Origin of the sequence: Pseudomonas sp. BSw22131, from assembly GCF_026810445.1 — a bacterium.
In the GTDB taxonomy this organism is placed as follows: domain Bacteria; phylum Pseudomonadota; class Gammaproteobacteria; order Pseudomonadales; family Pseudomonadaceae; genus Aquipseudomonas; species Aquipseudomonas huanghezhanensis.
On record NZ_CP113949.1, the window covers coordinates 4,999,040 to 5,024,851 of the forward strand.

At 57.6% G+C, this 25,812-nt stretch carries 25 protein-coding genes and 1 pseudogene; 11 read left to right on the forward strand and 15 right to left on the reverse strand.

Annotation, left to right across the window (positions count from 1 at the left end):
• Nucleotides 1-102: 102 nt before the first annotated feature.
• Nucleotides 103-1,641: a murein biosynthesis integral membrane protein MurJ gene (gene murJ, locus OYW20_RS22580; protein ID WP_268801210.1), complete on the reverse strand. Its 1,539-nt coding sequence runs from the start codon at nucleotides 1,639-1,641 to the stop codon at nucleotides 103-105.
• Between the two features lie 251 nt (nucleotides 1,642-1,892).
• On the opposite strand from murJ, the gene rpsT reads away from it, so the two are divergent.
• The gene (gene rpsT, locus OYW20_RS22585) at nucleotides 1,893-2,171 is read left to right on the forward strand and encodes a 30S ribosomal protein S20 (protein ID WP_268798109.1); all 279 of its coding nucleotides are present in this window, start codon (nucleotides 1,893-1,895) and stop codon (nucleotides 2,169-2,171) included.
• 112 nt (nucleotides 2,172-2,283) lie between these two features.
• On the opposite strand, the gene OYW20_RS22590 is transcribed toward rpsT, so the two are convergent.
• The 5 genes from OYW20_RS22590 to rplU form a co-directional block, all read right to left on the reverse strand.
• A complete protein-coding gene (locus OYW20_RS22590) occupies nucleotides 2,284-2,754 on the reverse strand; it encodes a CreA family protein (RefSeq protein WP_268798110.1) in 471 nt (156 codons plus the stop codon).
• A gap of 29 nt (nucleotides 2,755-2,783) precedes the next feature.
• Nucleotides 2,784-3,902: a glutamate 5-kinase gene (gene proB, locus OYW20_RS22595; protein ID WP_268798111.1), complete on the reverse strand. Its 1,119-nt coding sequence runs from the start codon at nucleotides 3,900-3,902 to the stop codon at nucleotides 2,784-2,786.
• A gap of 83 nt (nucleotides 3,903-3,985) precedes the next feature.
• Entirely contained in the window at nucleotides 3,986-5,209 is a 1,224-nt protein-coding gene (gene cgtA / locus OYW20_RS22600) for an Obg family GTPase CgtA (protein WP_268798112.1), read from the reverse strand.
• Nucleotides 5,210-5,499: 290 nt separating this feature from the next.
• Nucleotides 5,500-5,772, reverse strand: a complete 273-nt coding sequence (gene rpmA / locus OYW20_RS22605) for a 50S ribosomal protein L27 (RefSeq protein ID WP_268798113.1) — start codon at nucleotides 5,770-5,772, stop codon at nucleotides 5,500-5,502.
• A 36-nt stretch (nucleotides 5,773-5,808) separates the two neighbouring features.
• Nucleotides 5,809-6,120 carry a 50S ribosomal protein L21 gene (rplU, locus tag OYW20_RS22610; protein ID WP_268798114.1) on the reverse strand — a complete coding sequence of 104 codons (312 nt, stop codon included), beginning with the start codon at nucleotides 6,118-6,120 and terminating at the stop codon, nucleotides 5,809-5,811.
• 242 nt (nucleotides 6,121-6,362) lie between these two features.
• Between rplU and OYW20_RS22615 the strand changes: the two genes are divergently transcribed.
• Together OYW20_RS22615 and OYW20_RS22620 are read left to right on the forward strand one after the other, a co-directional pair.
• Nucleotides 6,363-7,331, forward strand: coding sequence for a polyprenyl synthetase family protein (locus OYW20_RS22615; RefSeq protein ID WP_268798115.1), 969 nt, complete (start codon nucleotides 6,363-6,365; stop codon nucleotides 7,329-7,331).
• Between the two features lie 167 nt (nucleotides 7,332-7,498).
• Nucleotides 7,499-7,741, forward strand: coding sequence for a PA4570 family protein (locus tag OYW20_RS22620; RefSeq protein WP_268798116.1), 243 nt, complete (start codon nucleotides 7,499-7,501; stop codon nucleotides 7,739-7,741).
• A gap of 78 nt (nucleotides 7,742-7,819) precedes the next feature.
• On the opposite strand, the gene OYW20_RS22625 is transcribed toward OYW20_RS22620, so the two are convergent.
• The 4 genes from OYW20_RS22625 to OYW20_RS22640 form a co-directional block, all read right to left on the reverse strand.
• Nucleotides 7,820-8,437, reverse strand: coding sequence for an FKBP-type peptidyl-prolyl cis-trans isomerase (locus tag OYW20_RS22625; protein ID WP_268798117.1), 618 nt, complete (start codon nucleotides 8,435-8,437; stop codon nucleotides 7,820-7,822).
• Nucleotides 8,438-8,547: 110 nt separating this feature from the next.
• The gene (locus OYW20_RS22630) at nucleotides 8,548-9,036 is read right to left on the reverse strand and encodes a TIGR00645 family protein (protein ID WP_268798118.1); all 489 of its coding nucleotides are present in this window, start codon (nucleotides 9,034-9,036) and stop codon (nucleotides 8,548-8,550) included.
• A gap of 191 nt (nucleotides 9,037-9,227) precedes the next feature.
• Nucleotides 9,228-9,560 (reverse strand): PA4575 family protein, encoded by a 333-nt coding sequence (locus OYW20_RS22635; RefSeq protein ID WP_268798119.1) that lies wholly within the window; start codon nucleotides 9,558-9,560, stop codon nucleotides 9,228-9,230.
• A gap of 179 nt (nucleotides 9,561-9,739) precedes the next feature.
• Nucleotides 9,740-12,172: a Lon protease family protein gene (locus OYW20_RS22640; protein WP_268798120.1), complete on the reverse strand. Its 2,433-nt coding sequence runs from the start codon at nucleotides 12,170-12,172 to the stop codon at nucleotides 9,740-9,742.
• A gap of 276 nt (nucleotides 12,173-12,448) precedes the next feature.
• On the opposite strand from OYW20_RS22640, the gene OYW20_RS22645 reads away from it, so the two are divergent.
• Nucleotides 12,449-12,937 (forward strand): DUF3015 domain-containing protein, encoded by a 489-nt coding sequence (locus OYW20_RS22645; protein ID WP_268798121.1) that lies wholly within the window; start codon nucleotides 12,449-12,451, stop codon nucleotides 12,935-12,937.
• Nucleotides 12,938-13,018: 81 nt separating this feature from the next.
• A complete protein-coding gene (locus OYW20_RS22650) occupies nucleotides 13,019-14,878 on the forward strand; it encodes an Lnb N-terminal periplasmic domain-containing protein (protein WP_268798122.1) in 1,860 nt (619 codons plus the stop codon).
• Nucleotides 14,879-14,992: 114 nt separating this feature from the next.
• On the opposite strand, the gene OYW20_RS22655 is transcribed toward OYW20_RS22650, so the two are convergent.
• Nucleotides 14,993-15,190: a heavy-metal-associated domain-containing protein gene (locus tag OYW20_RS22655; RefSeq protein ID WP_268798123.1), complete on the reverse strand. Its 198-nt coding sequence runs from the start codon at nucleotides 15,188-15,190 to the stop codon at nucleotides 14,993-14,995.
• Between the two features lie 157 nt (nucleotides 15,191-15,347).
• Between OYW20_RS22655 and OYW20_RS22660 the strand changes: the two genes are divergently transcribed.
• The 3 genes from OYW20_RS22660 (at nucleotide 15,348) to cueR (ending at nucleotide 18,401) form a co-directional block, all read left to right on the forward strand.
• On the forward strand, nucleotides 15,348-15,728 hold the full coding sequence (locus tag OYW20_RS22660) for a hypothetical protein (protein ID WP_268798124.1): 381 nt from the start codon (nucleotides 15,348-15,350) through the stop codon (nucleotides 15,726-15,728).
• Between the two features lie 76 nt (nucleotides 15,729-15,804).
• Nucleotides 15,805-18,003: a heavy metal translocating P-type ATPase gene (locus OYW20_RS22665; RefSeq protein ID WP_268798125.1), complete on the forward strand. Its 2,199-nt coding sequence runs from the start codon at nucleotides 15,805-15,807 to the stop codon at nucleotides 18,001-18,003.
• On the forward strand, nucleotides 18,000-18,401 hold the full coding sequence (cueR, locus tag OYW20_RS22670; protein WP_268798126.1) for a Cu(I)-responsive transcriptional regulator: 402 nt from the start codon (nucleotides 18,000-18,002) through the stop codon (nucleotides 18,399-18,401). The genes OYW20_RS22665 and cueR overlap by 4 nt, the downstream gene beginning before the upstream one ends.
• A 65-nt stretch (nucleotides 18,402-18,466) precedes the next feature.
• On the opposite strand, the gene OYW20_RS22675 is transcribed toward cueR, so the two are convergent.
• Nucleotides 18,467-19,360, reverse strand: a complete 894-nt coding sequence (locus OYW20_RS22675; RefSeq protein ID WP_268798127.1) for a PA4780 family RIO1-like protein kinase — start codon at nucleotides 19,358-19,360, stop codon at nucleotides 18,467-18,469.
• A gap of 1,130 nt (nucleotides 19,361-20,490) precedes the next feature.
• On the opposite strand from OYW20_RS22675, the gene OYW20_RS26400 reads away from it, so the two are divergent.
• Entirely contained in the window at nucleotides 20,491-20,556 is a 66-nt protein-coding gene (locus OYW20_RS26400; protein WP_408005531.1) for a hypothetical protein, read from the forward strand.
• Between the two features lie 236 nt (nucleotides 20,557-20,792).
• Here OYW20_RS26400 and OYW20_RS26405 read toward each other — a convergent pair.
• Nucleotides 20,793-20,941 (reverse strand): annotated as a pseudogene (locus OYW20_RS26405) (autotransporter outer membrane beta-barrel domain-containing protein); the annotation flags it as partial.
• A 34-nt stretch (nucleotides 20,942-20,975) separates the two neighbouring features.
• A complete protein-coding gene (locus OYW20_RS22680; RefSeq protein ID WP_268798128.1) occupies nucleotides 20,976-21,782 on the reverse strand; it encodes an AraC family transcriptional regulator in 807 nt (268 codons plus the stop codon).
• Between the two features lie 97 nt (nucleotides 21,783-21,879).
• Between OYW20_RS22680 and OYW20_RS22685 the strand changes: the two genes are divergently transcribed.
• The gene (locus OYW20_RS22685) at nucleotides 21,880-22,908 is read left to right on the forward strand and encodes a bile acid:sodium symporter family protein (protein WP_268798129.1); all 1,029 of its coding nucleotides are present in this window, start codon (nucleotides 21,880-21,882) and stop codon (nucleotides 22,906-22,908) included.
• 116 nt (nucleotides 22,909-23,024) lie between these two features.
• Here the strand turns inward: OYW20_RS22685 and OYW20_RS22690 are convergent, their stop codons facing one another.
• On the reverse strand, nucleotides 23,025-24,302 hold the full coding sequence (locus OYW20_RS22690) for an acetyl-CoA C-acetyltransferase (RefSeq protein ID WP_268798130.1): 1,278 nt from the start codon (nucleotides 24,300-24,302) through the stop codon (nucleotides 23,025-23,027).
• A 118-nt stretch (nucleotides 24,303-24,420) separates the two neighbouring features.
• Between OYW20_RS22690 and OYW20_RS22695 the strand changes: the two genes are divergently transcribed.
• Nucleotides 24,421-25,776: a 3-oxoacyl-ACP reductase gene (locus OYW20_RS22695; protein ID WP_268798131.1), complete on the forward strand. Its 1,356-nt coding sequence runs from the start codon at nucleotides 24,421-24,423 to the stop codon at nucleotides 25,774-25,776.
• The last annotated feature ends 36 nt before the right edge of the window (nucleotides 25,777-25,812 follow it).

Genomic DNA, 25,812 nt, shown 5'->3' on the forward strand with positions numbered 1-25,812 from the left:
ATAAAGTAGCCGATTATAACCACACACCGCCGTCAACGACAGGCGACACATTCAGGCAAAACACAACAATCGGCGTTAACAGCCAAAAACCGCCGACTGTTCTCACAGGATGGCGCTACGGGCGAAATCCCTCAGGCGAAACCCCAGCACCAGCAACATACCGAAATAGGCCGCAATGCCAGCGGCCACCAGACCACCCAGGCGAATCATTCGCCCGAGCATTTGACCATCACTCCAGGCCGGCATGACATGCATCAGGCCCAGCAATACGGCAGACATCACCGCAACAGCGACGAGCAACTTGAATAAAAAAACCGCCCAGCCAGGCTGCGGCGTAAACAGGTCCTGCTTACGCAATTGCCAGAACAATAGACAGGCATTGATGCAGGCGCCGACGCTTATCGCCAACGCCAGACCCGCGTGCTGCAGCGGACCGATGAAAGCCAGGTTCAGCAACTGCGTAACAATGAGGGTGAAGATTGCGATTTTCACCGGGGTGCGAATATTTTGCTGCGCATAAAAACCCGGCGCGAGAACCTTGATCACGATGATCCCAAGAAGACCCACCGAATAAGCCACCAGGGCTCGCTGAGTCATGGCGGCGTCCTCAGCGTCGAACTTGCCGTATTGAAACAGAGAAACCGTCAGCGGCTCAGCCAGCAATCCAAGCGCCAGCGTGCAAGGCAACACCAGCATGAAGCACAGCCTCAGCCCCCAGTCCAGAATGCGCGAGTACTCATGGCGGTCCTTGCTGGCGTAGGTTTTAGACAGGATCGGCAGCAAAATCGTACCCAGCGCAACACCTAAAACACCGGAAGGCAACTCCATCAAACGGTCGGCGTAGTACATCCACGAGACCGACCCGGCGACGAGGAACGAGGCAAAAATGGTGTTGATTATCAGAGAAATCTGACTGACGGAGACGCCAAGGATGGCAGGAAGCATCTGCTTCATTACCCGCCATACCCCGCGATCACGCAGATTCAGTCGCGGCAGTACCAGCATCCCGATCTTTTTGAGGTGCGGCAGTTGGTAGAGCAACTGCAAAAGTCCACCTGCCAGCACCGCCCAGCCTAACGCCATGACGGGCGGATGGAAGTAAGGCGTCAGGAACAGTGCGAAAAAGATCATCGCCAGATTCAGCAATGTCGGCACAAACGCGGGCACCGAGAATCTGTTCCAGGTGTTGAGGATCGCCCCAGCGAGCGATGACAGTGAAATCAGCAATATATAAGGAAAGGTCACTCGCAACAGGTCGGACGTCAGCTCGAACTTTTCCGGGGTGTCGGCAAAGCCTGGTGCCGTAGCCCAGATCACCCACGGGGCAAAGATGACCCCCAGCAACGTCACAAGCGCCAGCGCCAATGTCAGCAATCCGGTGACATACGCGACAAATGTGCGGGTCGCCTCTTCGCCCTGCTGGCTTTTATATTCTGCAAGGATCGGCACGAACGCCTGAGAGAACGCGCCTTCGGCAAATATCCGGCGCAACAGGTTCGGCAGTTTGAAGGCGATAAAGAAGGCGTCGGTGGCCATCCCCGCGCCGAATGCGCGAGCGATGATGGTATCGCGAACGAAACCCAGCACCCTTGAAAGCATTGTGATAGAGCTTACGGCGGCAAGCGATTTGAGTAGATTCATCGAGAGGTTTTGCGCCCAGACCAAAGGATGCGAGATAACGCGATCCATTTATGCGATACTCCGCGCCGCAAAACAGCTCAGAGCCAAAGCCCGCGAGTTTACAGGTCGCACGCCGGAAAGAAATATCCACGGCAGTCCACGGCGACCACTCAGCGGAACGCATCAACTGCCCTTGACAAGACTTCAACTCATCGGCATGATTCGCGGCCTATTTTGTTAGCTATTTCCCAAGTCTTTCGAGGAGCTCGACGGTGGCCAACACACCTTCCGCCAAAAAACGTGCAAAACAGGCTGAGAAGCGTCGCAGCCACAACGCCAGCATGCGTTCCATGGTTCGTACCTACATCAAGAACGTAGTGAAAGCCATCGACGCTAAAGACGCCGAAAAAGCGCAAGCTGCTTATATTCTGGCCGTGCCAGTTATCGACCGTATGGCCGATAAAGGCATCATCCACAAGAACAAAGCTGCTCGCCATAAAGGTCGTCTGAATGGCCACATCAAGGCCCTGAACCTTGCTGCTGCAGCCTAAGCGATACGCTTGTTAAAAACCGACCTCAGGGTCGGTTTTTTATTAACTGAAATAAAGTTGCACACACCAGCCTCACCCCATAGAAGCGAGACTTTCCAGGAGAGCCGTAACATCAAGGCGCAGGGGCAGGCGACCACGGCAGAATAGGAATTGCCGTCACAGCATTTTGCGGACTGCCTTCAACGACCCGGTCGCTGTAGACCAGATACACCAGAGCGTTGCGCTTCTTATCAAAGAAACGCACCACCTGCATGGTTTTGAATACCAGCGAAGTGCGCTCTTTGAACACCTCATCGCCATCCTTGAGTTGCTCTTTGAAGTGGATCGGCCCGACCTGGCGACAAGCGATGGACGCCTCAGCCCGATCCTCAGCCAACCCCAGACCACCTTTCACGCCACCCGTCTTGGCGCGAGACAGGTAGCACGTCACGCCGTCAACTTTGGGATCATCAAAAGCTTCTACGACAATGCGGTCGTTCGGACCCACAAATTTGAAGACCGTAGAGACTTCGCCGATCTGCTCTGCGGAAGCCAGCAAGGGCAGCATTAGCAGCGCCCCTAAAAACCCTTTCACCACTCGCATCGCACACTTCCTCAAATAAAGACCAGCATTCAGACCAGAATCAGATTGTCGCGATGCACCAGTTCAGGCTCGGCCATATAGCCCAGCACTTTGACAATCGCATCAGAAGGCTGACCTATTATTTTCTGGGCCTCCAGCGCGCTGTAATTACTTAGCCCGCGAGCAACCTCGCGACCATCAGGACCGACGCACACGACCATCTCGCCTCGCCTGAAGCTGCCCTGAACCAGCCTCACCCCTACCGGCAACAGACTTTTGTGCCCTTGAGCCAACGCCTTCACCGCACCATCATCCAGCACAAGCGTGCCACGGGTTTGCAGATGCCCAGCAAGCCACTGCTTGCGCGCCGCGAGCATTTCACGCTCGGGCGAAAGTAAAGTACCCAGACGCTCACCCGCCTTGAGCCGCGCCAGAACACGCTCGATGCGTCCACCCACGATGACCGTGTGCGCGCCGGACCGAGCAGCCAGCCGAGCAGCGCGCAGCTTGGTCTGCATACCGCCACGACCCAACGCCCCACCAGTACCACCCGCCACCGCATCCAGCGCAGGATCATCAGCACGCGCTTCGTAGATCAACCGGGCTTCAGGGTTATTGCGGGGGTCGGCGTCGAACATGCCATCACGATCAGTGAGAATGACCAGAAGATCAGCCTCGACCAGGTTAGCTACCAACGCGGCGAGGGTGTCGTTGTCACCGAATCGGATTTCGTCGGTGACCACGGTGTCGTTCTCATTGATGACCGGCACCACGCCCAGATCGACCAGCGTACGCAAGGTGCTGCGTGCATTCAGATAGCGCTTGCGATCAGACAGGTCGTCATGGGTCAGCAGGATCTGCGCAGTATGGCGACCATGCTCGGCAAAGCTCGACTCCCACGCCTGCACCAGGCCCATCTGCCCAATCGCGGCCGCTGCCTGAAGCTCATGCATGGCACTCGGTCGCGCAGTCCAGCCAAGGCGACTCATACCGGCCGCAACTGCACCAGATGAAACCAGAACCAGCTCGACGCCCGCCTCATGCAGCGCCACCATCTGCTCAACCCAAACACCCATCGCATCGCGATCAAGACCCTTGCCATCCGCCGTCAACAGCGCACTACCGATCTTTATCACCCAACGCTGGGCACCCGTCACCTTGCTCCGCATGTTCTTCAACCTTAAGCCAGAGAGTACAAATTCGACATACTAAAACGCCGCTATTAAGCGGCGCTGTAGTTTACTTCACTGAATCAGTCCCGGACGTAAATGATTTCCGGACCATCTTCGTCATCAACATCTTCCTCGTCCCAGTCATCGTCGCCGATATCGTGGACGCTTTTCACGCCGCTTCGACGCAGCGCACGCTGGTCATCAAGGGCCTGCAACTGCGCACGCGCCTCATCTTCGATATTCTGGTCAAGCTCAGCCAGTGCCCCTGCGTAGGCAGGATCATTCGCCAGACGATCAGCGCGATCTTCCAGATAACGCATGATGTCGCGGCTGAGCTGCTCAGTGCCTTCTTTGGCGATGGCCGAGATAACGTAAACCGGACCGGTCCACTCCAGGCGATCAATGATTTCCTGCTTACGGGCTTCATGCTCCTCTTCGAGGATCTGGTCGCACTTGTTCAACACCAACCAGCGATCACGCTCGGCCAGGGAAGGACTGAATTTTTCAAGTTCGCTGACAATGACCTCGGCTGCATCCGGGGCGCTGGCTTCGTCAAGCGGCGCCATGTCGACGAGGTGCAACAGCAAACGCGTACGCGCCAAGTGCTTGAGGAAGCGAATCCCAAGGCCCGCACCGTGCGAAGCACCTTCAATCAAACCAGGAATATCGGCGATGACGAAGCTTTTCCAGCGATCAACACTGACGACACCAAGGTTCGGCACCAAGGTGGTGAACGGGTAGTCAGCGACCTTAGGCTTGGCAGCAGACACCGAGCGAATGAAGGTGCTCTTGCCGGCATTCGGCAAGCCCAGAAGACCCACGTCCGCCAACACCTTGAGCTCCAGCTTCAAATCGCGCTGCTCGCCAGGCTTACCGGGAGTGGTCTGGCGCGGCGCGCGGTTTGTACTGGATTTGAAGCGGGTGTTGCCAAGACCGTGCCAGCCGCCTTGAACCACCAGCAGGCGTTGGCCAGCCTTGGTCAGGTCACCGATGATTTCCTGAGTGCCCGCATCAATGACGGTTGTACCCACCGGCACACGCAACACAAGCTCCTCACCCTTCTTGCCCGTGCAGTCAGCACTGCCACCGTTGGAGCCACGCTCAGCATCGAAGTGACGGGTGTAGCGGTAATCGACCAGGGTATTGAGGTTCTCGTCGGCGATCATGTAGATCGAGCCGCCATCGCCACCATCACCACCGTTAGGGCCACCGTTCTCAATGAACTTTTCGCGACGGAAGCTCATGCAACCGTTGCCGCCGTCACCGGCCTTTACTCGAATGGATACTTCATCAACAAATTTCATAACGCACGCCTCCCGTCACAAAGACGAGCAGAACAACATAAATTCATAAGGCTCTTGCAAAGATGAGCGTTGCGATACCGATCAAAAACCAGCGACCTCAAAGGTCCACATCACAACGGCTCACACAAACAGCTTTGCAAGAGACTCACCAAAACAGATCCATCTGAAAACCGACTTATCTACAAACCGACTCACTTACAAACAAAAAGGCCCTGTCGCGAGACAGGGCCTTTCGAGCTCAGGCAGCGTGGAGCCTGTTACACCTCCACGCAGACCAAGCTGCTGAGAGATTATGCCGCGACTTCAGTCTTTGGCACGATGCTCACATAACGGCGGTTGAAAGCGCCTTTAACCTGGAACTTGATCACGCCTTCCACTTTCGCGAACAGGGTGTGATCTTTGCCCATGCCAACGCCGTAACCGGCGTGGAACTGGGTACCGCGCTGACGCACGATGATGTTACCTGGGATGATGGCCTGGCCGCCGTACATCTTCACGCCAAGACGTTTGGCTTCTGAGTCGCGACCGTTACGGGTACTACCACCAGCTTTTTTGTGTGCCATGAGTTCAATACTCCTATTGGGCTAGCAGGCTGAAATTCAGGCCTGAATAGCGGTGATTTTGATCTCGGTGAACCACTGGCGGTGGCCCATACGCTTCATGTGGTGCTTACGACGACGGAACTTGATGATGCGGATTTTATCGTGACGGCCTTGGGCAATCACTTCAGCCACAACGGTAGCACCGACTACAACTGGAGCACCGATATTGACGGTTTCGCCATCGGCGACCAGCAATACGCGGTCAAAAGTCACGGATTCGCCAGTGGCGATTTCCAGTTTTTCGATTTTCAGGTATTCACCTGGGGCGACTTTGTACTGCTTGCCACCGGTAACAATTACTGCGTACATGGGTATTTCTCCGAAAATCCTGCTCACCCAGCTCTTTATAAGTAAGAGTATCGGCTGGCATGGCTGCATGAGGCTGGAACGGCTCACATGCAATTGCGTAAGGCAGGTGCTGCCCAGGAAAGTTAGGGTGCGCGATTGTACGCAAGCAGCCTACGCCTTGCAAGCGGCGTAATGTCATACCTTGACAGGGTGGGGCCTGCAACCTAGCATGCCGCGCAACCCTTCCGGAGCACGTCTCGCTGATGCAACCCCAAGCCTTCTACCGCGCTGTGGCGGACGACTTTATTGCCGTCGACCACATTATCAAGAAGCAGCTGACATCGCGCGTGCCGCTGGTCTCGAAAATCGGCGATTACATCACCTCCGCTGGCGGTAAACGTCTGCGTCCGTTGCTGGTTCTGCTGTGTGGCAAGGCCCTCGGCAAAGACGGCGACGATCTGAGGCTGCTCGCAGCGACAATCGAGTTTCTGCACACTGCCACCCTGCTGCATGACGATGTCGTCGACATGTCCGGCATGCGCCGTGGCCGCTCGACCGCCAACGCCATGTGGGGCAATGCACCCAGCGTGCTGGTCGGCGACTTCCTCTATTCACGCTCCTTCGAAATGATGGTCGAGCTTGGATCGATGCCAGTGATGCAGATCCTGTCCAAAGCCACGCGAATCATCGCCGAGGGCGAGGTTTTGCAGCTTTCGAAGATTCGCGACGCCAGCACCACAGAAGAAACCTACATGGAAGTGATTCGCGGCAAAACAGCCATGCTGTTTGAAGCCTCGACTCACAGTGCAGCGTCGTTGGCGCAAGCTCCCCATGAGCAGACCGAAGCGCTGCGTATGTTCGGCGACAATCTGGGGATTGCCTTCCAACTGGTCGACGACCTGCTCGATTATCGTGGCGACGCCGAAACCCTCGGCAAAAACGTTGGCGACGATCTCGCTGAAGGCAAGCCGACGCTGCCGCTCATCTACGCCATGCGTGAAGGCACGCCTGAGCAAGCTGCTCTGGTGCGTCAGGCCATACAGAAAGGCGGTCTTGACGATCTCGAAAGCATTCGTGAAGCCGTCGAAAACGCAGGCGCTCTCGAGTACACCGCACAACTGGCCCGTGACTACGCCGCACGCGCAATTGCGTGCCTGGAAGCGTTGCCAGCCAGCGAGTACAAGGATGCACTGATCGAACTGAGTGAGTTTGCAGTGGCTCGCACCCACTGATCACTGCCCTGCCTTACCGAAGCCCGTCCCTGTGACGGGCTTTTTGTTGGCCGATGCAAACCTGACACAGATCAACAACGCAACTCAAATGCGAACAAATCTCAAATACATCCTTGCTATTTATCAGATAGGAATTATTCTCATTTAATACCTCAAGGAGAACGAAAATGACTTATCTGATCGACGCATGGCTGGATCGGCCACACCCTTACTTGCGCATCCTGCACCGCGAGACAGGGGAAGTCTGCGCAGTGCTGCACGAGGAAGCGCTCGACGAATTGATGGATCAAGGGGATCTGGACGTCAACAGCCTGAGCTCAACGGAGCCCGGTGTTCAAAAAGAGATGGTGCGCAGCCTGTTCCTGTTCTGTTACGCCCGGGCATTGCGCCCCGGGCTGGAACTGCATTGACTGCAAGCTGCAAGCTGCAAGCTGCAAGCTAACAGCCTGGAGCTTGAGCTTGAGCTTGAAGCTTACCGCTGCAAAGCCTTACAGAACGTCCAGCAACTCGACATCAAACACCAGCACGCTGTGCGGCGGGATGCTGCCAACGCCCTGAGCGCCATATGCCAGTTCGCTTGGAACGTGCAGACGCCATTTGCTACCGGCGTTCATCAGTTGCAGAGCCTCGGTCCAGCCTGCGATCACGCCGCCAACCGGGAATTCAGCCGGCTCGCCACGATCATACGAGCTGTCGAACTTGGTGCCATCGATCAGGGTGCCGCTGTAGTGAACACGCACATTGCTTTCGCGCGAAGGCTTGGCGCCCTCGCCTGCGGTCAGCACTTCAAACTGCAGACCCGACGGCAAGGTGGTAATGCCTTCGCGCTTGCCGTTATCAGCCAGGTAAGCCGTGCCTTCACCCGCAGCCGCTTCAGCCTTGGAAGCCGCTTCAGCCTGCATGATCTCGCGGATCACTTTGAAGCTTGCAGCCATTTCTTCCTGGCTAACGCGGCTTGGCTTGCCGGCGAACGCGTCGGTCAGGCCTGCCAGAATGGCGTCCAGGCTAACGCCAGGCGGCGGGTTGTCGCGCAGCTGGTCGCCCAACTGACGGCCAATGCCGTAGCTGACGCGAGTTTCGTCGGTGGACAGATTGACTTCGGACATCACAATGCTCCGCTTAGAGGACGCCAGCAGGCGCCCCGAACCAAAAGGCCGAGCAGCCTAGCACAGATGGTCAAGCACCCCTAGACGGGCATCGGCCTGAGGCTGAGCCGTCAATGCTTGGTCAGCTTGTCCAGGTAACCCATCGCAAACGCCGACACCACAAACGTCATGTGGATGATCACGTACCACATCAGGTATTGCGGTTCGATGTTCTTGGCGTCCATAAACACGCGCAGCAAGTGGATCGAGGAAATGGCGACGATGGACGCTGCGACTTTCATCTTCAGCGAGGTGGAGTCCATCTTGCCCAGCCAGCTTAGCTTCTCTTTGCTGTCGTCGATGTCCAGCTGAGAAACGAAGTTCTCGTACCCGGAAATCATCACCATGACCAGCAAGCCACCCACCAGCGACATGTCGATCAAAGACAACAAGACCAGAATCAGGTCCGATTCTGCCAGCGCGAACACGTTGGGGATGACGTGGAATATCTCTTGGAAAAACTTCAGCGCCAGCGCCAGAAGTCCAAGAGACAGGCCGAAATAGATAGGCGCCAGCAACCAGCGCGACGCGTACATAGCGTTTTCGAAAAAGCGTTCCATTGAAACTCACACGTGATTAACAAAGCCCGCGAGTATAGGGCGTAGGCAATGACAGGCAACAAGCCAGGACAAAATTTGAAACAAAAGACGGGAGCGCAAGGATAATCAAGGCTCGACGAACAACGCATGGCTTTGCGGTTAGGCATGAAAGCCCGCGTCGAGCCGTTATGACGACAATCGATGCAGCATTCTCAGTACACAGGGGACGATCGCTGACAGAGGGCAGCATCCCCGTTCATCCTTCGCAGTTCACCTTGCAGATGAACACTCCAGATCGGGATTTCTTCTGCTGTTTGATAGCCGTGCAGCGTCAGGCTTTCAGCAATTGCATCCAGCACCGTTTCAGCAGCAACGGGGCCATGAAACGGTCCCTGGGCCTTGAGGGCGGAGGGTTGCTCTCCGGACATTCCGGCAGCGAACAGCAGTGTCCACATACCTTTATCACCGGACAGCGGGCGAATAACACATTCGATTCGGGTCACCAGACCCAGGCATTGGCGAGTCAGACAGAGGCTACGCGACATGGCGAGCTCCTTTTACCAGCTACAGTATTCACCTCACCGCAGAAGAGGTGCGTCAGTCCTTCTGACCACTGTGGTAACGAGACAATATAGAAAAAATGCCCCCTTAGAAAAGCCCGAAAAAAAATGGGCGCCGAATGGTCATTTAGCCATCAAGCGACCATTTTGTTGACGTCAAACCCTTAACTTTTCAGTTCTGGCTGTAATTGTGGCGGCTCTTTTTCCAGCTCTTTCAAGTCCTCTTCGCTGAGCATCTCGGCGATGTCACGAAGGCGTTCGACCACCCTTCCATTGACCGAATCGTCTGGGAATTGGCCATCATCGTCGGCCTCTCCCACCGGCTGCCCAACCAACAAACTCAACGCCTCGTCCACCTGACGCACCGCATAGACGTGGAACTTGCCGTCGCGAACCGCCTGCAAGACCTTTTCATCGAGCATGAGCGTGGCGACATTGGCCTGCGGAATGATTGCGCCCTGCTCGCCCGTCAGACCGCGCGCTTCACAGAGTCGGAAGAAGCCTTCGATCTTTTCGTTGACACCACCCACTGCCTGCACTTCACCAAACTGGTTGATCGAGCCAGTGATGGCGAAACATTGCTTGAGCGGGGTTTTCGACAAGGCAGAAATCAGCGTGCAGACCTCGCCCAGCGACGCACTGTCGCCGTCCACATAACCGTAGGATTGCTCCAGCGCAATGCTCGCCGAAATCGCCAACGGGAATTCCTGCGCGTAACGGCTACCCAGGTAGCCGGTGAGGATCATCACGCCCTTGGAGTGAATCGGCTGGCCGAGGTTAACCTCGCGCTCGATGTCGACAATCCCGCTGCCACCTGGATATACCGTCGCTGAAATACGCGCCGGCACGCCAAAGGCGGAGTCGCCCACCTCAAGCACCGTCAGCCCATTGCACTTGCCGACTGCTGCGCCCGTGGTGTCAATCAGAATGATTCCGGCGAGCATGTCGTCGAGAATTCGCGCCGATACACGACCGGTGCGCGTGGCCTTGGCTTTAAGAGCTCGCTCGATATGGCCTGCGTCAGTACGCTCGTCGTTGGCCAGACTACGAATGAAATCCGCCTCGCTGACCAGCTGGAACAGGTCGCCAATGCGCGCCGACAGACGCCCCTGGTGTTCCGCCAGACGCGCGCTATAGGTTGCCAGCCGCGCTACAGCGTCCGCGGTCAGCGGCGCCATGCCTTCTTCAGACGTTCGGGTTTTCAGCAACTGGGCAAACTGCTCCAGGCTTTCATCGACCATCGGGATGTCTTCGTCGAAATCCACGAGCACCCGAAACATCTCCTGGAAGTCCGGATCAAGGTCCTGAAGCGTGTAATACAGCGAGCGCGCACCGATGATGATGACTTTGACCGCCAGCGGAATCACTTGCGGGGTCAGCGTCACGGTCGCCAGACGACCCAACTCGCCCAGCGGCGATTCCATCTTCAGCTTGCGCGACTGCAAGGCGCGCTTGAGTGCGTCCCACACGAACGGCTCGCTGAGCATTTTTTCCGCTTCAAGCACCAGAAAACCGCCGTTGGCGCGATGGAGTGCACCCGGTCGCAGCTGACGATACGTGGTGTACAGCGCGCCTTGATCGGTGCTGTATTCGATACGGCCAAACAGATTGTCGTAAGTAGGGTGCGGCTCGAACACCACTGGCGCGCCGCCGCTGGATGAATGGCCCACCACCAGACTCGGCAGGTATTGCTCCTCAAGCAGCTTGCGCGCCTGGGCATCGGGCTTGCTGTCGTCAACCAGTTGCTCGACCACGGTCTTCAGCAGGTTGACTTGCATGGCCTGCAGGTACGCGCAAACGGCTGCGTTCTCGGCATATTGCTCGGACAACGGCGCCAGCAATGGCTGCAAAGCCAGGGTGATGGTCTCCTCATTGAGCTGACGCAATTGGTTGCTGGATTCACGCTTCCACTGCGGCAGGCTGGCGAGTTCCTCGTTCAGGCGCTCTTCCAGCGCAGAAATATCCTCGTGGAATCGCTCGCGCTCGGCTTCCGGGAGTTGCGAAAATTCCGCTTCGTCCAGCGCCTTGCCGTCCGCCATGGGCGTGAACGCAATATTGGTGCTGTCTCGATAAAGCGCGATGCCTTTTTCCAGCGCCAGACGCTCGATCACGTCCAGAGCGCGGTCATAGCGCTGATTGAACGCACGGTCGATGCTGCTCTTTTTCTGCTGGTAGGACGGGTGCTCGAAAACGGCCGGAAACGTCGACAGCAAGTTATCGACCAGACCGTTGATATCGATGACGAACGCACTGGCGCTACCCGGCGGCAACTCCAGCGCCTTGGGCTCGCGCGGCTCATCGAAGTTGTTGACGTAGACCCAGTCGCAAGGGGTCTGCATGCGCTTGCCCTCGGCTTTGAGGTAGCGCTTGACGAAGGAGAAGCGGCCAGTGCCGGGTTCGCCCATGACGAAAACGTTGTAACCAGGGCGGGGCATGGCCACGCCGAATTGCAAAGCCTCAACCGCTCGTTCCTGGCCGAGCACACCGCGAAAGGGTTCGAGCTCGTTAGTTGTCGTGAAGCTGAACTGTTCAGCGGAAAAGGGACGGGTCAGCGCCTCAGGCGCAAGTCGCAAGCTGGCAGCAACAGGATCGGGCATCGGACATCCTTACATCAGGCGGGGCAGATGGGCGCATTCTGGCGCCCGTCGCACCACACTGGCAAGGCACGAAAAGCCTGAATCCTGTTTCTTGAGTGATGTTGCCTTTCCGCGTGAGGGAAGCGTCCTACGTGCAACTTTATGTATTAACTGACGGAACGTTCAGTTCGTGCCTAAACTCCAACTTGCGCGGACAGCAAACACGTAGCTGCCCCGCCCTGGTGCTGTTGTCGGCCAGGATCCGACCCTTGGTTGAATACAAAAGAGAACAAAGCTATGAAACGGATTCTTCTTGGTACTCTCTTCGCCGCTGTGTCCATCAACGCCATGGCCCAAGCGCCAGGCGGCCCGGACTGTGGCTGGGGCAACATGCTGTTTGAAGGTCAACGCGGTACTCCCGCTCACTTCCTGGCTTCCACCACCAACGGTACATCGGGCAACGCCACTTTCGGCATGACCTCCGGCACCAACGGCTGCTCCACCAACAGCGCGCTGACCTACGGCGGTAAATCCTGGCTGGCCACCAACGGCATGATGGACGAGCTGTCCAAAGACATGGCAATGGGCCAAGGTGAAGCACTGACCACTTACGCGGTCGTGCTGGGCGTTGCACCGGAAGACCGTGCGCATTTCGCCGCAGTCACCCACGAGCACTATCAGCAAATCTTCTCTAAAGCCGACACCACTGCAGAAGATGTACACAGCAACACCATCAACGTACTGAAGAACGATCCGGCTCTGGCCAAATACGCCACTCAAGCTTAAATTTGAACGGCCGTGCCTGCCTTCCGCCCGGAAGGCAGGCTTTAAACTGCATTGTGTCTATCCCTGATTAGTTGCCTATCTATGCTCAAACGCCTTGCCTGGCTGGCGCTCTGTGTGTGCGCCCCGCTGTATGCCGCGCCCCCTGTCGACAATGATCGTTTGCAGCAATTGGCCAAAGCGCCGTTCTGGATATCTCTGGGCCACTATGAAGCCGGCAAGCTGGGTGGCTGGCGCAGCTATGTCACTGATCAAAAATTCTTTCTCGCAGAAAACGGCGAGCGTGACCCGACGGCAGAATTGGGCGCGACGGTCGAGGCTATCTATAAGCCTGTGATCGCCGGCCAGGAAAATGCCCACGCACAATGCGTCTATCCCTCACGCACCCGTTGGCTGCGAGATCAGCTCAAACTCACCGATTTGCCCGTCGTGGACTGCAAGGAGTTCAAGCAGTGGTTCAAGGATGTGGCGCCGGACAGCACCGTATTGATCTTCCCCGCAGCGTATTTGAACAGCCCTTCATCAATGTTCGGCCACACGTTGCTGCGCATCGATCAGGCAGGTGTGCAGGCCAACAAGACCGCGCTGCTCAGTTACGCGATCAACTTTGGCGCCTACATTGAAGGCTCAGACAACAGCATTCTGTACGCATGGAAAGGCCTGATGGGGGGTTATCCAGGCCTGTTTGCACTGGTGCCGTATCAGGACAAATTGTCGGAATACCGCAGCCTCGAAAACCGTGATCTTTGGGAATACCGCCTGAACCTGACGCCGGTCGAAACCCAGCGCATGGTCGAGCACGTGTGGGAATTGAAACAAATACGCTTCGGCTACTTCTTCTTCGATGAAAACTGCTCTTACCGGCTGCTGGAGCTGCTACAAGTGGCCCGCCCCGGTCTGGACCTGACCAGCAAATTTCAGCTGACGGCGATCCCGACGGACACCGTGCGCGCCGTGAAGGACGCCGGGCTTGTGGAGAAGATCGACTATCGCCCTTCTCGCGAACGTGAACTGCTCAGCCGGGCGGAACCCCTGAGCGCCGATGAACAAGAATGGGTGCTGAAAGTCAGTGCCGATCAAAAGCAATTGCAGACGCCTGAATACAGGGCGCTACCGAAACAACGTCAGGCGCTGATTCAGGACGCTGCTTATCGCCTGGAGCGCTACCGAGCCAATGGTCAGGAGCGTGATCCGGTGGCTTCGCAGCGAAGCTTTGACCTGCTGCGGTCTATCAGCAAAAACCCGCCACCGCCGCTGAATATCGAGCGCCCCGGTTTGCCGGAAGACGGCCACGAATCGCGGACATGGCAGCTCGGTGCTGGCAGTCGCGACGGCAAGGCCTTCGGCGAATACGGCCTGCGCATGGCGTATCACGACCTGAACGACAACGCGTATGGGTTCCCGCTGGGCGCGCAGATCGAGATTCTTCAGCTCAAACTGCGTCAGTACGAAGACAGCCATTGGCAGGTGCAACAACTGGATCTGGCAACCATTCGCTCGCTGACGCCGCGCAACGAGCTGCTGCAACCCTGGTCATGGCAAGTGCGTGGCGGTCTTGAGCGCGTGCTGGGCAAACATGGCGACGAGAACCTGGTGAGCCATGTGAACGGCGGCGCGGGCGGTACCTGGAAGTTGGGCGACGACGTGCTGGGCTTCGCGATGGGCACTGTGCGCATTGAACACAACAACGATTTTTCGGCGCTGGTATCACCTGCGGCGGGGTTCAATACCGGGGTGCTGTGGCGCAACCCGCTGGGGAATTTCAGCCTGGAAACCCAAGGCGACTACTTCACCAACGGCGAAATCCGCCGCAACATCAGCCTCAACCAGCAGTGGGAGTTATCGCGCAACCTCGGCCTGCGCCTCAGCGCACAGCGAGAGTTCAGCCAACTCACCTCGCCGGTGAACGAAGTGATGCTTGAGTTGAAGTGGTATCACTACTAGGCCATTGCGTAACCGTGTAGAAGCGCGCTTGCCCGCGAAAGCAGTGTGACATTCGACGGATTCATCGCCGGAAGAAAGCATTCGCGGGCAAGCCGCGCTTCTACAGATTGCTGCTCACGCGAGCTTCGCGCTGTAGCCCTCTTCCTTGATCAAGCCGATCACCTGCTCCGTTGCCAATACGCTTTGCACGCCAACCTCGCCTTTCGCCCGATCGATTTGAACATCAGCACTCGGGTCTTCGGTTTTGATCGCGTTGGTCACCGCTTTGACGCAATGCCCGCACGTCATCCCTTGAACGTTGAATAGTTGCATTTGATGGCTCCTTACGCTGATTGAACACATTGATTCCCGGCAAGCTTCAACCTTGCCACCACGGCAAGGTCAAGTTTGTGGTTGAGCTGCCGGGCTGGTAATCGTTTTATCAGTGAGCCAAAGTGCGTCCACCACCGACACATCAGGAGAATCAGCCATGCGCTGGTCAGCCCTTCGCCTTTTCAGTTTTATCGGCCTGTTGGCTTCCGCATCCCTGGCTCAGGCCGATCAGGATTACGGCGTGCTGATTATTTCGCGCGAGCGACTGGAAGTCGTGACGCCTTGCGAAATCGGCATCTTCATGGACGACCAACTGGTTGGCCGCCTGTTTCAGGAACAATCGACCTCCTTCAATCTGCCTGCGGGCGATATCTCCTTGCGTTTGCGTGTCTTGCCAGGCCAGAGAGCTGGCTGCTCACCGGGAATGGAAGCTCAGAATAATTCGCGCCTGCACATCAACGCAGGCGACGTGCTCAAGTACCGCATCGCCTCTGGCCCCAACGGCATGTATTTGAAAAGGGCCGATCTGAACTATTGATCTGAACCCTGACTTGACCTTGCCCATATGGCAAGGTTGATCCTTGCAGGCATCAGTCCTCAAGGAGCAACGTGAGATGACCCGCCCCACCACGTTCGACCTGCCCATCACCGGCATGACCTGCGCCAGTTGCGCCGGCCGTGTGGAACGGGCGCTGCGCAAAGTCCCTGGCGTCAGCAGCGTGAGCGTCAATCTCGCCAACGAGCGCGCCCACGTTGAAGTGAGCGAGCCCATTAACCCCAACACCCTGATCGCTGCCGTCGACAAGGCCGGTTATGGCGCAAGTCTTCAGCAAGACACAATCCAGCAGGCAGCCAACCAGCAGCAACGTCATCTCGCAGAACGCCGGGCGCTGCTGGCGGCTGTCGCGCTGGCTCTACCGCTGGTAGTGCCGATGCTGCTCTCCCCGCTCGGCATCCACTGGATGCTGCCAACCTGGGTGCAGTTTTTGTTGGCAACACCGGTGCAATTCATCCTGGGTGCACGTTTTTACGTCGCCGCGTGGAAAGCCGTGCGTGCGGGCGCAGGCAACATGGATTTGCTTGTGGCACTGGGCACCAGTGCCGGTTATGGGCTGAGTATTTACCAATGGGCGATTGCGCCGTCGGGGACGATGCCGCATTTGTATTTCGAAGCATCGGCTGTGGTCATCACCCTGGTGCTGCTGGGCAAATACCTGGAGAGCGGCGCCAAACGGCAGACCGCCAGCGCGATTCGTGCACTCGAAGCCCTGCGTCCTGAACGTGCCATAAAGGTTGTGGACGGCCAGGAGCAAGACGTTGCCATCAGCACGTTGGCGTTGAACGACCGGGTGTTGGTTAAACCCGGCGAGCGCTTCCCGGTGGATGGTGAAGTAATAGAAGGCCAAAGCCATGCCGATGAAGCGCTGATCAGCGGCGAAAGCCTGCCGGTATCCAAACAGCCCGGCGACCGCGTCACCGGCGGCGCGATCAACGGAGAAGGCCGCCTGCTGATCGAAACCCGGGCACTGGGTGCCGAAACGGTCCTGGCGCGGATTATCCGTCTGGTCGAAGACGCGCAAGCGGCTAAAGCGCCGATTCAGAGGTTGGTGGACAAAGTCAGTCAGGTGTTCGTGCCGGTGGTGTTGATCATCGCTGTGATCACGTTATCTGGCTGGTGGCTGGCCGGGGCGCCGCTGGAAACCGCTCTGATCAATGCGGTCGCGGTGCTGGTCATCGCCTGCCCCTGCGCACTGGGTCTGGCGACGCCCACCGCAATCATGGCCGGCACAGGCGTTGCGGCACGCTACGGGATTCTGATCAAAAACGCAGAAGCGCTGGAGCGTGCCCATGCCGTGACCGCCGTGGTGTTCGATAAGACTGGCACGCTGACCTCCGGCACGCCGCGCATCGTGCATCTGATTGCTGTTGATGAGGACGAAACTGCGCTGTTGCACAAAGCCGGCGCCTTGCAACGCGGCAGTGAGCACCCCCTGGCAAAGGCTGTGCTGGATGAATGCAAGGCGCGAGGGCTTGTGCTGGCAAACGTCCAGCACAGCCACGCACTGGCGGGTCGCGGCATCGCCGGCACGCTGAACGGTCAGCCGCTGGCGCTGGGCAACAGCCGTTTGCTGGAGGAAAACGGCCTACGTCCCGGCGCGCTGGCAGAGACCGCCCAAGCCTGGGAAGCCGAAGGCCGCACCTTGTCCTGGTTGATTGAATGCTCGGCCGAACCGAAAGTGCTGGGGCTGTACGCCTTTGGTGACACGCTTAAACCGGGCGCGCTGCAGGCCGTCGAGCAGCTGACGGCGCGTCGGATCAGCAGCCATTTATTGACCGGTGATAATCAAGGCAGCGCCAGGGCAGTTGCCGATGCACTGGGGATCGCAGACGTCCATGCACAGGTCTTGCCCGCAGAGAAAGCGGCAGCAGTGATCGCGTTGAAACAGACGCACGTCGTCGCCATGGTGGGCGATGGCATCAACGATGCGCCAGCGCTGGCAGCAGCTGATATCGGCATTGCCATGGGCGGCGGCACGGACGTCGCTATGCATGCGTCAGACATCACGCTGATGCGCGGCGACCCACGCTTGATCCCCGCTGCGTTGGACATCAGTCGCCGCACGTACGCAAAGATTAGGCAAAACCTGTTCTGGGCGTTCGTCTACAACCTGATTGGTATTCCTCTGGCAGCGTTCGGCGTACTCAATCCGGTGTTGGCTGGCGCGGCGATGGCGCTGTCTAGCGTGAGCGTCGTCAGTAACGCCCTGCTGCTCAAAACCTGGAAGCCCGACGACCAAGGAGACGCGCAATGAACATTGGCCAAGCCGCCAGAAGCAGTGGTCTGAGTGCGAAGATGATTCGCTATTACGAATCCATCGGATTGTTGCAGGCTGCCCATCGCACCGAAGCCGGATACAGGCTTTACGGACAAGATGACTTGCACACCCTGGCCTTCATCAAGCGCTCTAGGGATTTGGGATTTTCGCTGGAAGAAGTCGGCAGGCTGCTGACGTTGTGGCAAGACCGAGGCCGTGCCAGTGCGGACGTCAAAGCCCTTGCCCGCCATCACATCGACGGGCTGAACCAGAAGATTCTTGAAATGACCGCACTGCGCGATACGTTGCAGGACCTGATGGAGCATTGTCAGGGAAATGACAGGCCGGACTGCCCGATTTTGAAGGACCTGGCGTCCGGTGGGTGTTGCAAGTGAGGCAATCAGCCGCAACCTTGCTCCCATGAAAAAACCCGACCGAAGCCGGGTTTTGACTCACCGATTCACTGCATCCACGGCGGAGGCGGCTCTTCGGTTTTGTTCGGTGGTGCCTCATCCGCCGCACGCACGGCCTGACGGCGATCTTCGTCCAGCCGCGCAGCTTCGATTTCTCGCAGTACGCCACCAACATCGGCGAGGTCTTCCGGCTCGTCGAACTCTCCGGTCAGCACTGTCGCGGGGGACAAAGTACCGGCCTCGTAGAACGACCACATTTCTTTCGCGTAACGCGTTGCCTTGAGCTCAGGCGCAAAGCGGCCGAAGTACGACGCCATGTTGCCCACGTCCCGCTCCAGCATGCTGAATGCATGGTTATTGCCTGCGGCGTCCACCGCCTGCGGCAAGTCGATGATGACCGGGCCTGTCGGCGTCAGCAGCACGTTGAACTCGGAGAGGTCTCCGTGCACCAGACCGGTACACAACATCAGCACGATTTGCTGAATCAGGAACGCGTGATACTCGCGCGCCTGATCCGGCTCCAGTGTCACGTCGTTCAGACGCGGCGCAGCATCACCGTACTCATCGGCCACCAACTCCATCAGCAACACGCCTTCGAGGAAGTCATACGGCTTGGGCACCCGCACGCCAGCGCCGGCTAGACGAAACAGCGCCGCCACTTCGGCGTTCTGCCACGCGTCTTCGGTTTCCTTGCGTCCGAACTTCGAACCCTTGGCCATGGCGCGGGCCTGACGGCTGTTGCGCACCTTTCGGCCTTCCTGGTACTCCGCTGCCTGGCGGAAACTACGTTTATTCGCCTCCTTGTAAACCTTGGCACACCGCAGCTCATTGCCACAGCGCACCACATAAACAGCTGCCTCTTTACCACTCATGAGCGGGCGCAGCACCTCGTCGACCAGACCGTCTTCGATCAGGGGTTCAATGCGTTTAGGAGTCTTCATCAGCTTTTATTGGGGGTCCTTCGTTGCCAAACACGCGAATGTTGCTCGTTATACGGCAATCCTCTGCCAGCGAGTAGGGGGGTAGGCCGATTGAGTGCCGCACGGCTGTCGCTCCTGGGTTGTTTAAGCAGAATTTGTGCCGTAAGAGAGACTGACAGACAGGCCGTTGCATGATCCAGCTGCGACTGAACAATTAATCGACAGAAAGCCTACCCTGTTGACGGAGCAAAGGATGGCCCGTAGAGAAAGGGACGCATCGACATATCTCCTTTTCACATTCTTTAACGGCCCCACCGTTGAGCGCGGTGGTAGGTACGCCCCACCGACACTTAATGTTTTAGATATTTACCTGAGGATATACAACATAGATTCCACACTTCGTATCAACGCTAGACATTCGCGATCAAAAACGAGTTTTTATTGCGAAACAATATCAGCAAAAAACGCCAAATAGTCTTACGCCTGCCAGAATGAAACCAAGAGAGCGGCACGCCCTTTGGAAGAACTTCAGAACTACTGTTTTACCCTCTCTTTAATTCTTGGCGCTAAAATTTTACAGACCGACAATGAGATCACTTCGTATCACAAGCATGCAAACAGTAAAAACAGCCATTAAAACTTTCGCTCCGCTCAGGACATTGCCTGAGAATAAAGCGCACTCGAACTGATTAAAATCGATTAGCAACGCACGTCAAGACAGCACTTGCGGCCTTGAAAAATACTTAAGTTTATCCAAAGCCCACTAAAAACGGAGCAACACATGAAGAACCTGACAAGGATGCTGACTTTAACAGGCGGGCTGTTTTTTCTTTATAGCCAGATGGGCCACAGTACCGAGCCTGCAAAGGCTCCATCGCCATGGCCACGGACCACTACAGAGCCCGTTTCCAACGGCTGCATCATGCCCAACCTATTTTGAAAAGGGCGTTTGGGTCTACCGATTTAACGAATGGACACTTTCGCTTACGCCAACAGAGTGTGGGAGAAATACAACCGCGGAAAACACGCCCTATGCCGTCGATGAACTCATCCGCGTTTATTCATCAAGTCGCTATTGGAGCAATACGCATGGCATGCGCCATTAACTTATATGCGACTTCGCTATCGCTGACGCAAAGCTGGAGTGGAACCTGGATCCCTTTAGGCCAGATGTAGGTTATGCACTTACTGTTGAAGCGGGGTGCAATCCTGTATAACCATTGCCGGAGACGACACCTTGACTGTAATGAACCCGGATGAATTTAAGAGCAGTGAAACAGCTTTGATAGAGTCGTCGGAGGCACTTTCCAACGGGTCTGGATATCCGAAATGTCCTGATAGATGTTGGACTCAGTCGCCTCGGCGGGGGTAGAAATACTGCTGGTACTTCTATTCACTCCAGAAGGGCCCCGTCCGGAGCCCTCTTTTTACGCGATCATGAAAAGCTTCGCCGTTACCAGTTGTATCGCACGCCAACGTTGACGCCCCAAGGCTGCTCGATGTTTTTGCCATGCTGTACTCGACATCCGCGTGCAACTGCAAGACATCCGACAACTGAGCGATGCCCGCTCCGATTTCCCCACGACTTCCGGATAGGTCGGACACTCTGTTAGCTCATCTGCCCGCCTTACATCCCTCATCCCCGAAACAACTCACCCGGCGTAAACCCAAACAACCCCTTGAACGCTGCAATAAACGCCGAGGTCGAGTCATAGCCGCAGGCGAGCGCCGTGCTCGTGACGCTCGCGCCCTCCTCCAGTGCATTGAGCGAGGACAACAACCGCGCTCTCTGCCGCCAGCCGCGAAAGCTCAGGCCGGTTTCGCGCTGAAACAAACGCATCAGGGTTTTCTCGGACATGTTCAGGCGCGCGGCCCAGTCGGTGAGGGTGACGCTTTGGCCCGGCTGTTCGACGAGTTCACTGCACAGCGCTAACAGCCGTGGATGCCGAGGCGATGGCAGTGAAAACCCGACTTCCGGCAGGTGACGAAGTTGATCGAGCAGTACCTGGACCAGACGCGCTTCGCTGCTGTCAGTCTGTTGATACTCGGCCGGCAGTTGGCAGAAGGTCTTGATCAACTCGCGCGCCAGCGGCGTAACCTCCAGCACCCGACAGCGATCCGGCGCCCAACCCGAATCTTCCGTACGCACATAAAGGCTGCGCATCTCCGCGCGCGTCGAAGTCACCACTTCATGATCAAGCCCCGCCGGAATCCACACACCCCACTGTGGCGGCGCGAAGAAGCTGCCGTGCGGGGTATTCACGCCGAGAACGCCGCTGATCGCGTAGGAAAACTGCACCCAGTCGTGACGATGGGTCGGCGTCCAAGAACCGGCGCTCAGGCTTTCGGCCCGGGCATAGAGCGGACGCGGCAAGTCCGTCAGTGTCGGGATTTGCCGTTCAGTTTCTGACCGGCGATTTGAAGAGTGTCCGTTAGTCGGCATAGGTTGACCTTGTGTCGCAAGACGGCAGTCTACGATTGAGCTAGTCTGCGGGACATTACTTTTTACAAATCCGTCTCACACGAGCGAGAGCGTTCCTATGCACGTATTCAAACACCTCAAGCGCGTCGTCACCGACTGGTTCCTGCTGGGGATGCTGGGCGCGACGCTGCTGGCGTATTTCATCCCTTCGTTCGGTGCATCCGGGGGCAGCATGCACGCGGAGATCGTGATCAAGGTCGGCGTGTTTGTGGTGTTTTTCCTGCATGGAGTCAACCTGTCCAGCGAGCAGATCAAGCATGGGCTGAAAAACTGGAAACTGCACACCATGGTGCAGCTGTTCACGTTTCTGGTGTTCCCGATACTGTGGCTCATCAGCAGCAAGTTGCTCGGCTCGTATGTGCCCGCGCTGTTAATGCTGGGCTTTTTGTATCTGTGTGCGCTGCCGTCGACGATTTCGTCATCGGTTGCGTTGACCGGCAGCGCAGGCGGTAACGTGCCAGCGGCCATTCTCAACGCCAGCATGTCCAGTGTGTTCGGTATTTTCATGACGCCGTGGCTGGTCAGCCTGGTGGTCGGCACAGGCTCTGGCGGCATAGACCTCGGGTCGACTTTGCTGGACCTGTGCCTGATGTTGCTCCTGCCGCTGGTGCTGGGTCAGTTGCTCAGACCCCTGCTTGGCAAGTTTTTCGCGCGCCACAAGAAGTACACCAACCTGATCGACAAGATCGTCATCCTGCTATTGGTGTACGCAGCGTTTTGCAATTCTATGGTCTCGGGGATGTGGCAAACCCAAGGCCATACCGTAATTCTGATGGCGTTCGCGGGCAGCGCGGTGTTGCTGATGGTCGTCCTGTTGATGACCACCGGCACGGCGAAGCTGCTGAAATTCAATCACGCAGACAAAGTGGCTGCGGTGTTTTGCGCCAGCAAGAAGTCATTGGCGGCAGGCGCACCGATGGCCGCGCTGATCTTCGGCGACAACCCGGGGTTGGGACTGATTCTGCTGCCCATCATGATTTATCACCCCCTGCAGCTGATCGTCTGCTCGGTGATGGCTGAGGCCTATGCAAACCGCCATAAGCAGCAGTTGTCCAAAGAAGCGATTGAGGATGCGCAGGCCGCGTAGCCGGAACCCGAGACAACGCACCCCTGTAGCCAACCTGTTGGCGAAATGACTGACACGGATTTTCAGGAATGACGCTTCGCGAACAAGTTCGCTCCTACAGGGAAGAGCATTGCCCTTCAACGCTCAATAATAGCCGTCACGCCCTGTCCACCCGCCGCGCAGATCGAGATCAATCCGCGCCCCTGCCCCGCCATGCTCAGCAGCTTCGCAAGATTGGCGACAATGCGCCCACCCGTGGCGGCAAACGGGTGTCCTGCTGCCAGCGAGCTGCCCTTCACATTAAGTTTGCTGCGATCAATCGAACCCAGCGGCGCATCCAGTCCAAGCCTTGTTTTGCAGTACTCAGGATCTTCCCACGCCTTCAACGTGCACAGCACCTGCGCCGCGAAGGCCTCGTGAATCTCGTAATAATCGAAGTCCTGTAGCGTCAAACCGTTACGTGCCAACAAGCGCGGAACGGCGTAGACCGGCGCCATCAACAAGCCTTCGGCGCCGTGCACGAAATCCACAGCCGCTGCCTCGCCATCGCGCAAATAGGCCAGCACCGGCAATCCACGCGCCTGCGCCCATTCCTCACTCGCCAACAGCACCACAGATGCACCGTCCGTCAGCGGCGTCGAGTTACCCGCTGTCAGCGTGCCTTTGGCGCTACGCTCGTAGGCGGGCTTAAGCGATGCGAGCTTCTTCAGGCTGGCATCGGGGCGCAGGTTGTTGTCGCGGTTCAGGCCGCGATAAGGCGTTAACAGGTCGTCGTGCCACCCTTCGGCATACGCTGCCACCATTTTTTGATGACTCTGCAGCGCCAGCTCATCCTGGGCTTCACGCGGGATCTGCCATGTTTGCGCCATCAGTTCGCAGTGCTGGCCCATGGACAAACCTGTGCGCGGTTCACCATTTCGCGGCAGTTCAGGCTTGAGATTGTGCGGGCGCAGTTGCAGCAGCGCTTTCATCTTTTCAGCGACGGTTTTGCTGCGATTGACCTGAAGCAGGATGTGCCGCAGATCTTCGTTGACCCCAATTGGCGCGTCAGACGTCGTGTCAACGCCGCCCGCGATGCCACACTCGATCTGCCTCAACGCAATTTTGTTGGCGACCAAGAGCGCCGCTTCAAGCCCGGTGCCGCACGCTTGCTGAATGTCATACGCGGGTGTTTGCGGCGACAACCTTGAACCAAGTACGCACTCGCGCGTGAGGTTGAAATCCCGCGAATGCTTGAGCACCGCGCCAGCCGCGACTTCGCCCATGCGCAGCCCATGCAGATTGAACCGCTCGATCAAACCTTCGAGCGCTGCGGTCAGCATTTCCTGATTACTGGCCGTGGCATAAGGCCCGTTGGAGCGCGCAAACGGAATGCGATTACCACCAATGATGGCGACGCGGCATGGCTGATTCATCGAAATCTCCCTTTCGTCTTCAGGATTGGCCTACGAAGCTTTGGCAGCTGACAGCGTAGGACTTATTGCAACTGCATGTGGTCCACTGATTTGAACCCCGACTCGAGGAGAGTGTTCCATGGCATCTGATCGCTACATTGACTTCGCCAACTCGGACATCGGTCGCCGACTTGTCGGGGCGGTCGGGCTTCCGGCGCCGGCGAGGCTGGAGCGTTGGCAGGCCGGACGTCTTCGCCCGGTCGAAGGTTCGTTGTTGATCAGCTCCGGTCCGCTGGCTGAACAAGTGCGCGGGTTCGCAGCGCGCATGACTGATCTGCTGTTCAGCTTTGCCGGCGATGTTCCGGGCGATAACCCATGGATCGAAGGCCAGGGCCCCAAACTCAAAGCAGTGGTGTTTGACGCCAGCACGTTCACTTATACCGATCAGCTCGCCGCGCTCAGGTCGTTCTTTCAGCCAATACTGCGCAGCCTGGATGCCAGCGCGCGCATCGTGATTCTCGGTAAAACGCCAGGCACGCTGAGCGATCCGCTCGCTGCCAGCACCCAGCAAGCCATTGAGGGCTTCACGCGATCCCTCGCCAAAGAGCTGCGCAATGGCGCCACCGCGCAATTGCTGCAGGTGGACGATGGCGCAGAGAATCAGCTCGAAGGCGCGCTGCGGTTTTTCCTGTCACCCAAAAGCGCTTACATCTCTGGCCAGGTCGTTCATTTGACTGCCTACACGGAAACAGTACAGGACTGGATTCGCCCCTTGGCAGGGCGCAAGGCATTGGTCACCGGAGCTGCACGGGGGATTGGCGCTTCCATCGCCGAGACCCTCGCCCGCGACGGCGCTCAGGTGGTGCTGCTGGACGTGCCGCAGGCCAAATCAGACCTCGAAGCACTGGCCGCACGCCTTGGCGGACAAGCCTTGGTAATGGACATTTGCGCATCCGACGCGGCTGCACAGTTGAGCGAACACGTGTCGGGCGGACTCGACATCGTGGTGCACAACGCTGGCATCACGCGTGACAAAACGCTGGCCAATATGACCGCGGACTTCTGGGACTCAGTGCTGGGTGTCAACCTCAACGCGCCGCAAGTATTGACTCAGGCGCTGCTGGACAACGGTCTGCTTCACGATCACGGCCGCATCATTTTGCTGGCTTCGATCAGCGGGTTGGCCGGTAATCGCGGGCAGACTAACTACACGACCAGCAAGGCCGGGCTGATCGGTCTGGCCCGGGCAATGGCGCCTTCTCTCAAAGAGCGCGGCATCAGCATCAACGCGGTTGCACCGGGCTTTATCGAAACACGGATGACAGCCGAAATGCCGTTCGCCGTACGCGAAGCGGGCCGTCGCCTCAGTTCCCTGGGCCAAGGCGGATTACCTCAGGACGTCGCCGAAGCTGTGGCATGGCTGAGTCAACCGGGCAGCGGTGCAGTGAGCGGGCAAGTCTTGCGGGTGTGCGGGCAAAGCATCATTGGCGCGTGATAGCACCCGGAGCAGATTCGAGTCTGTGGGAGGGAG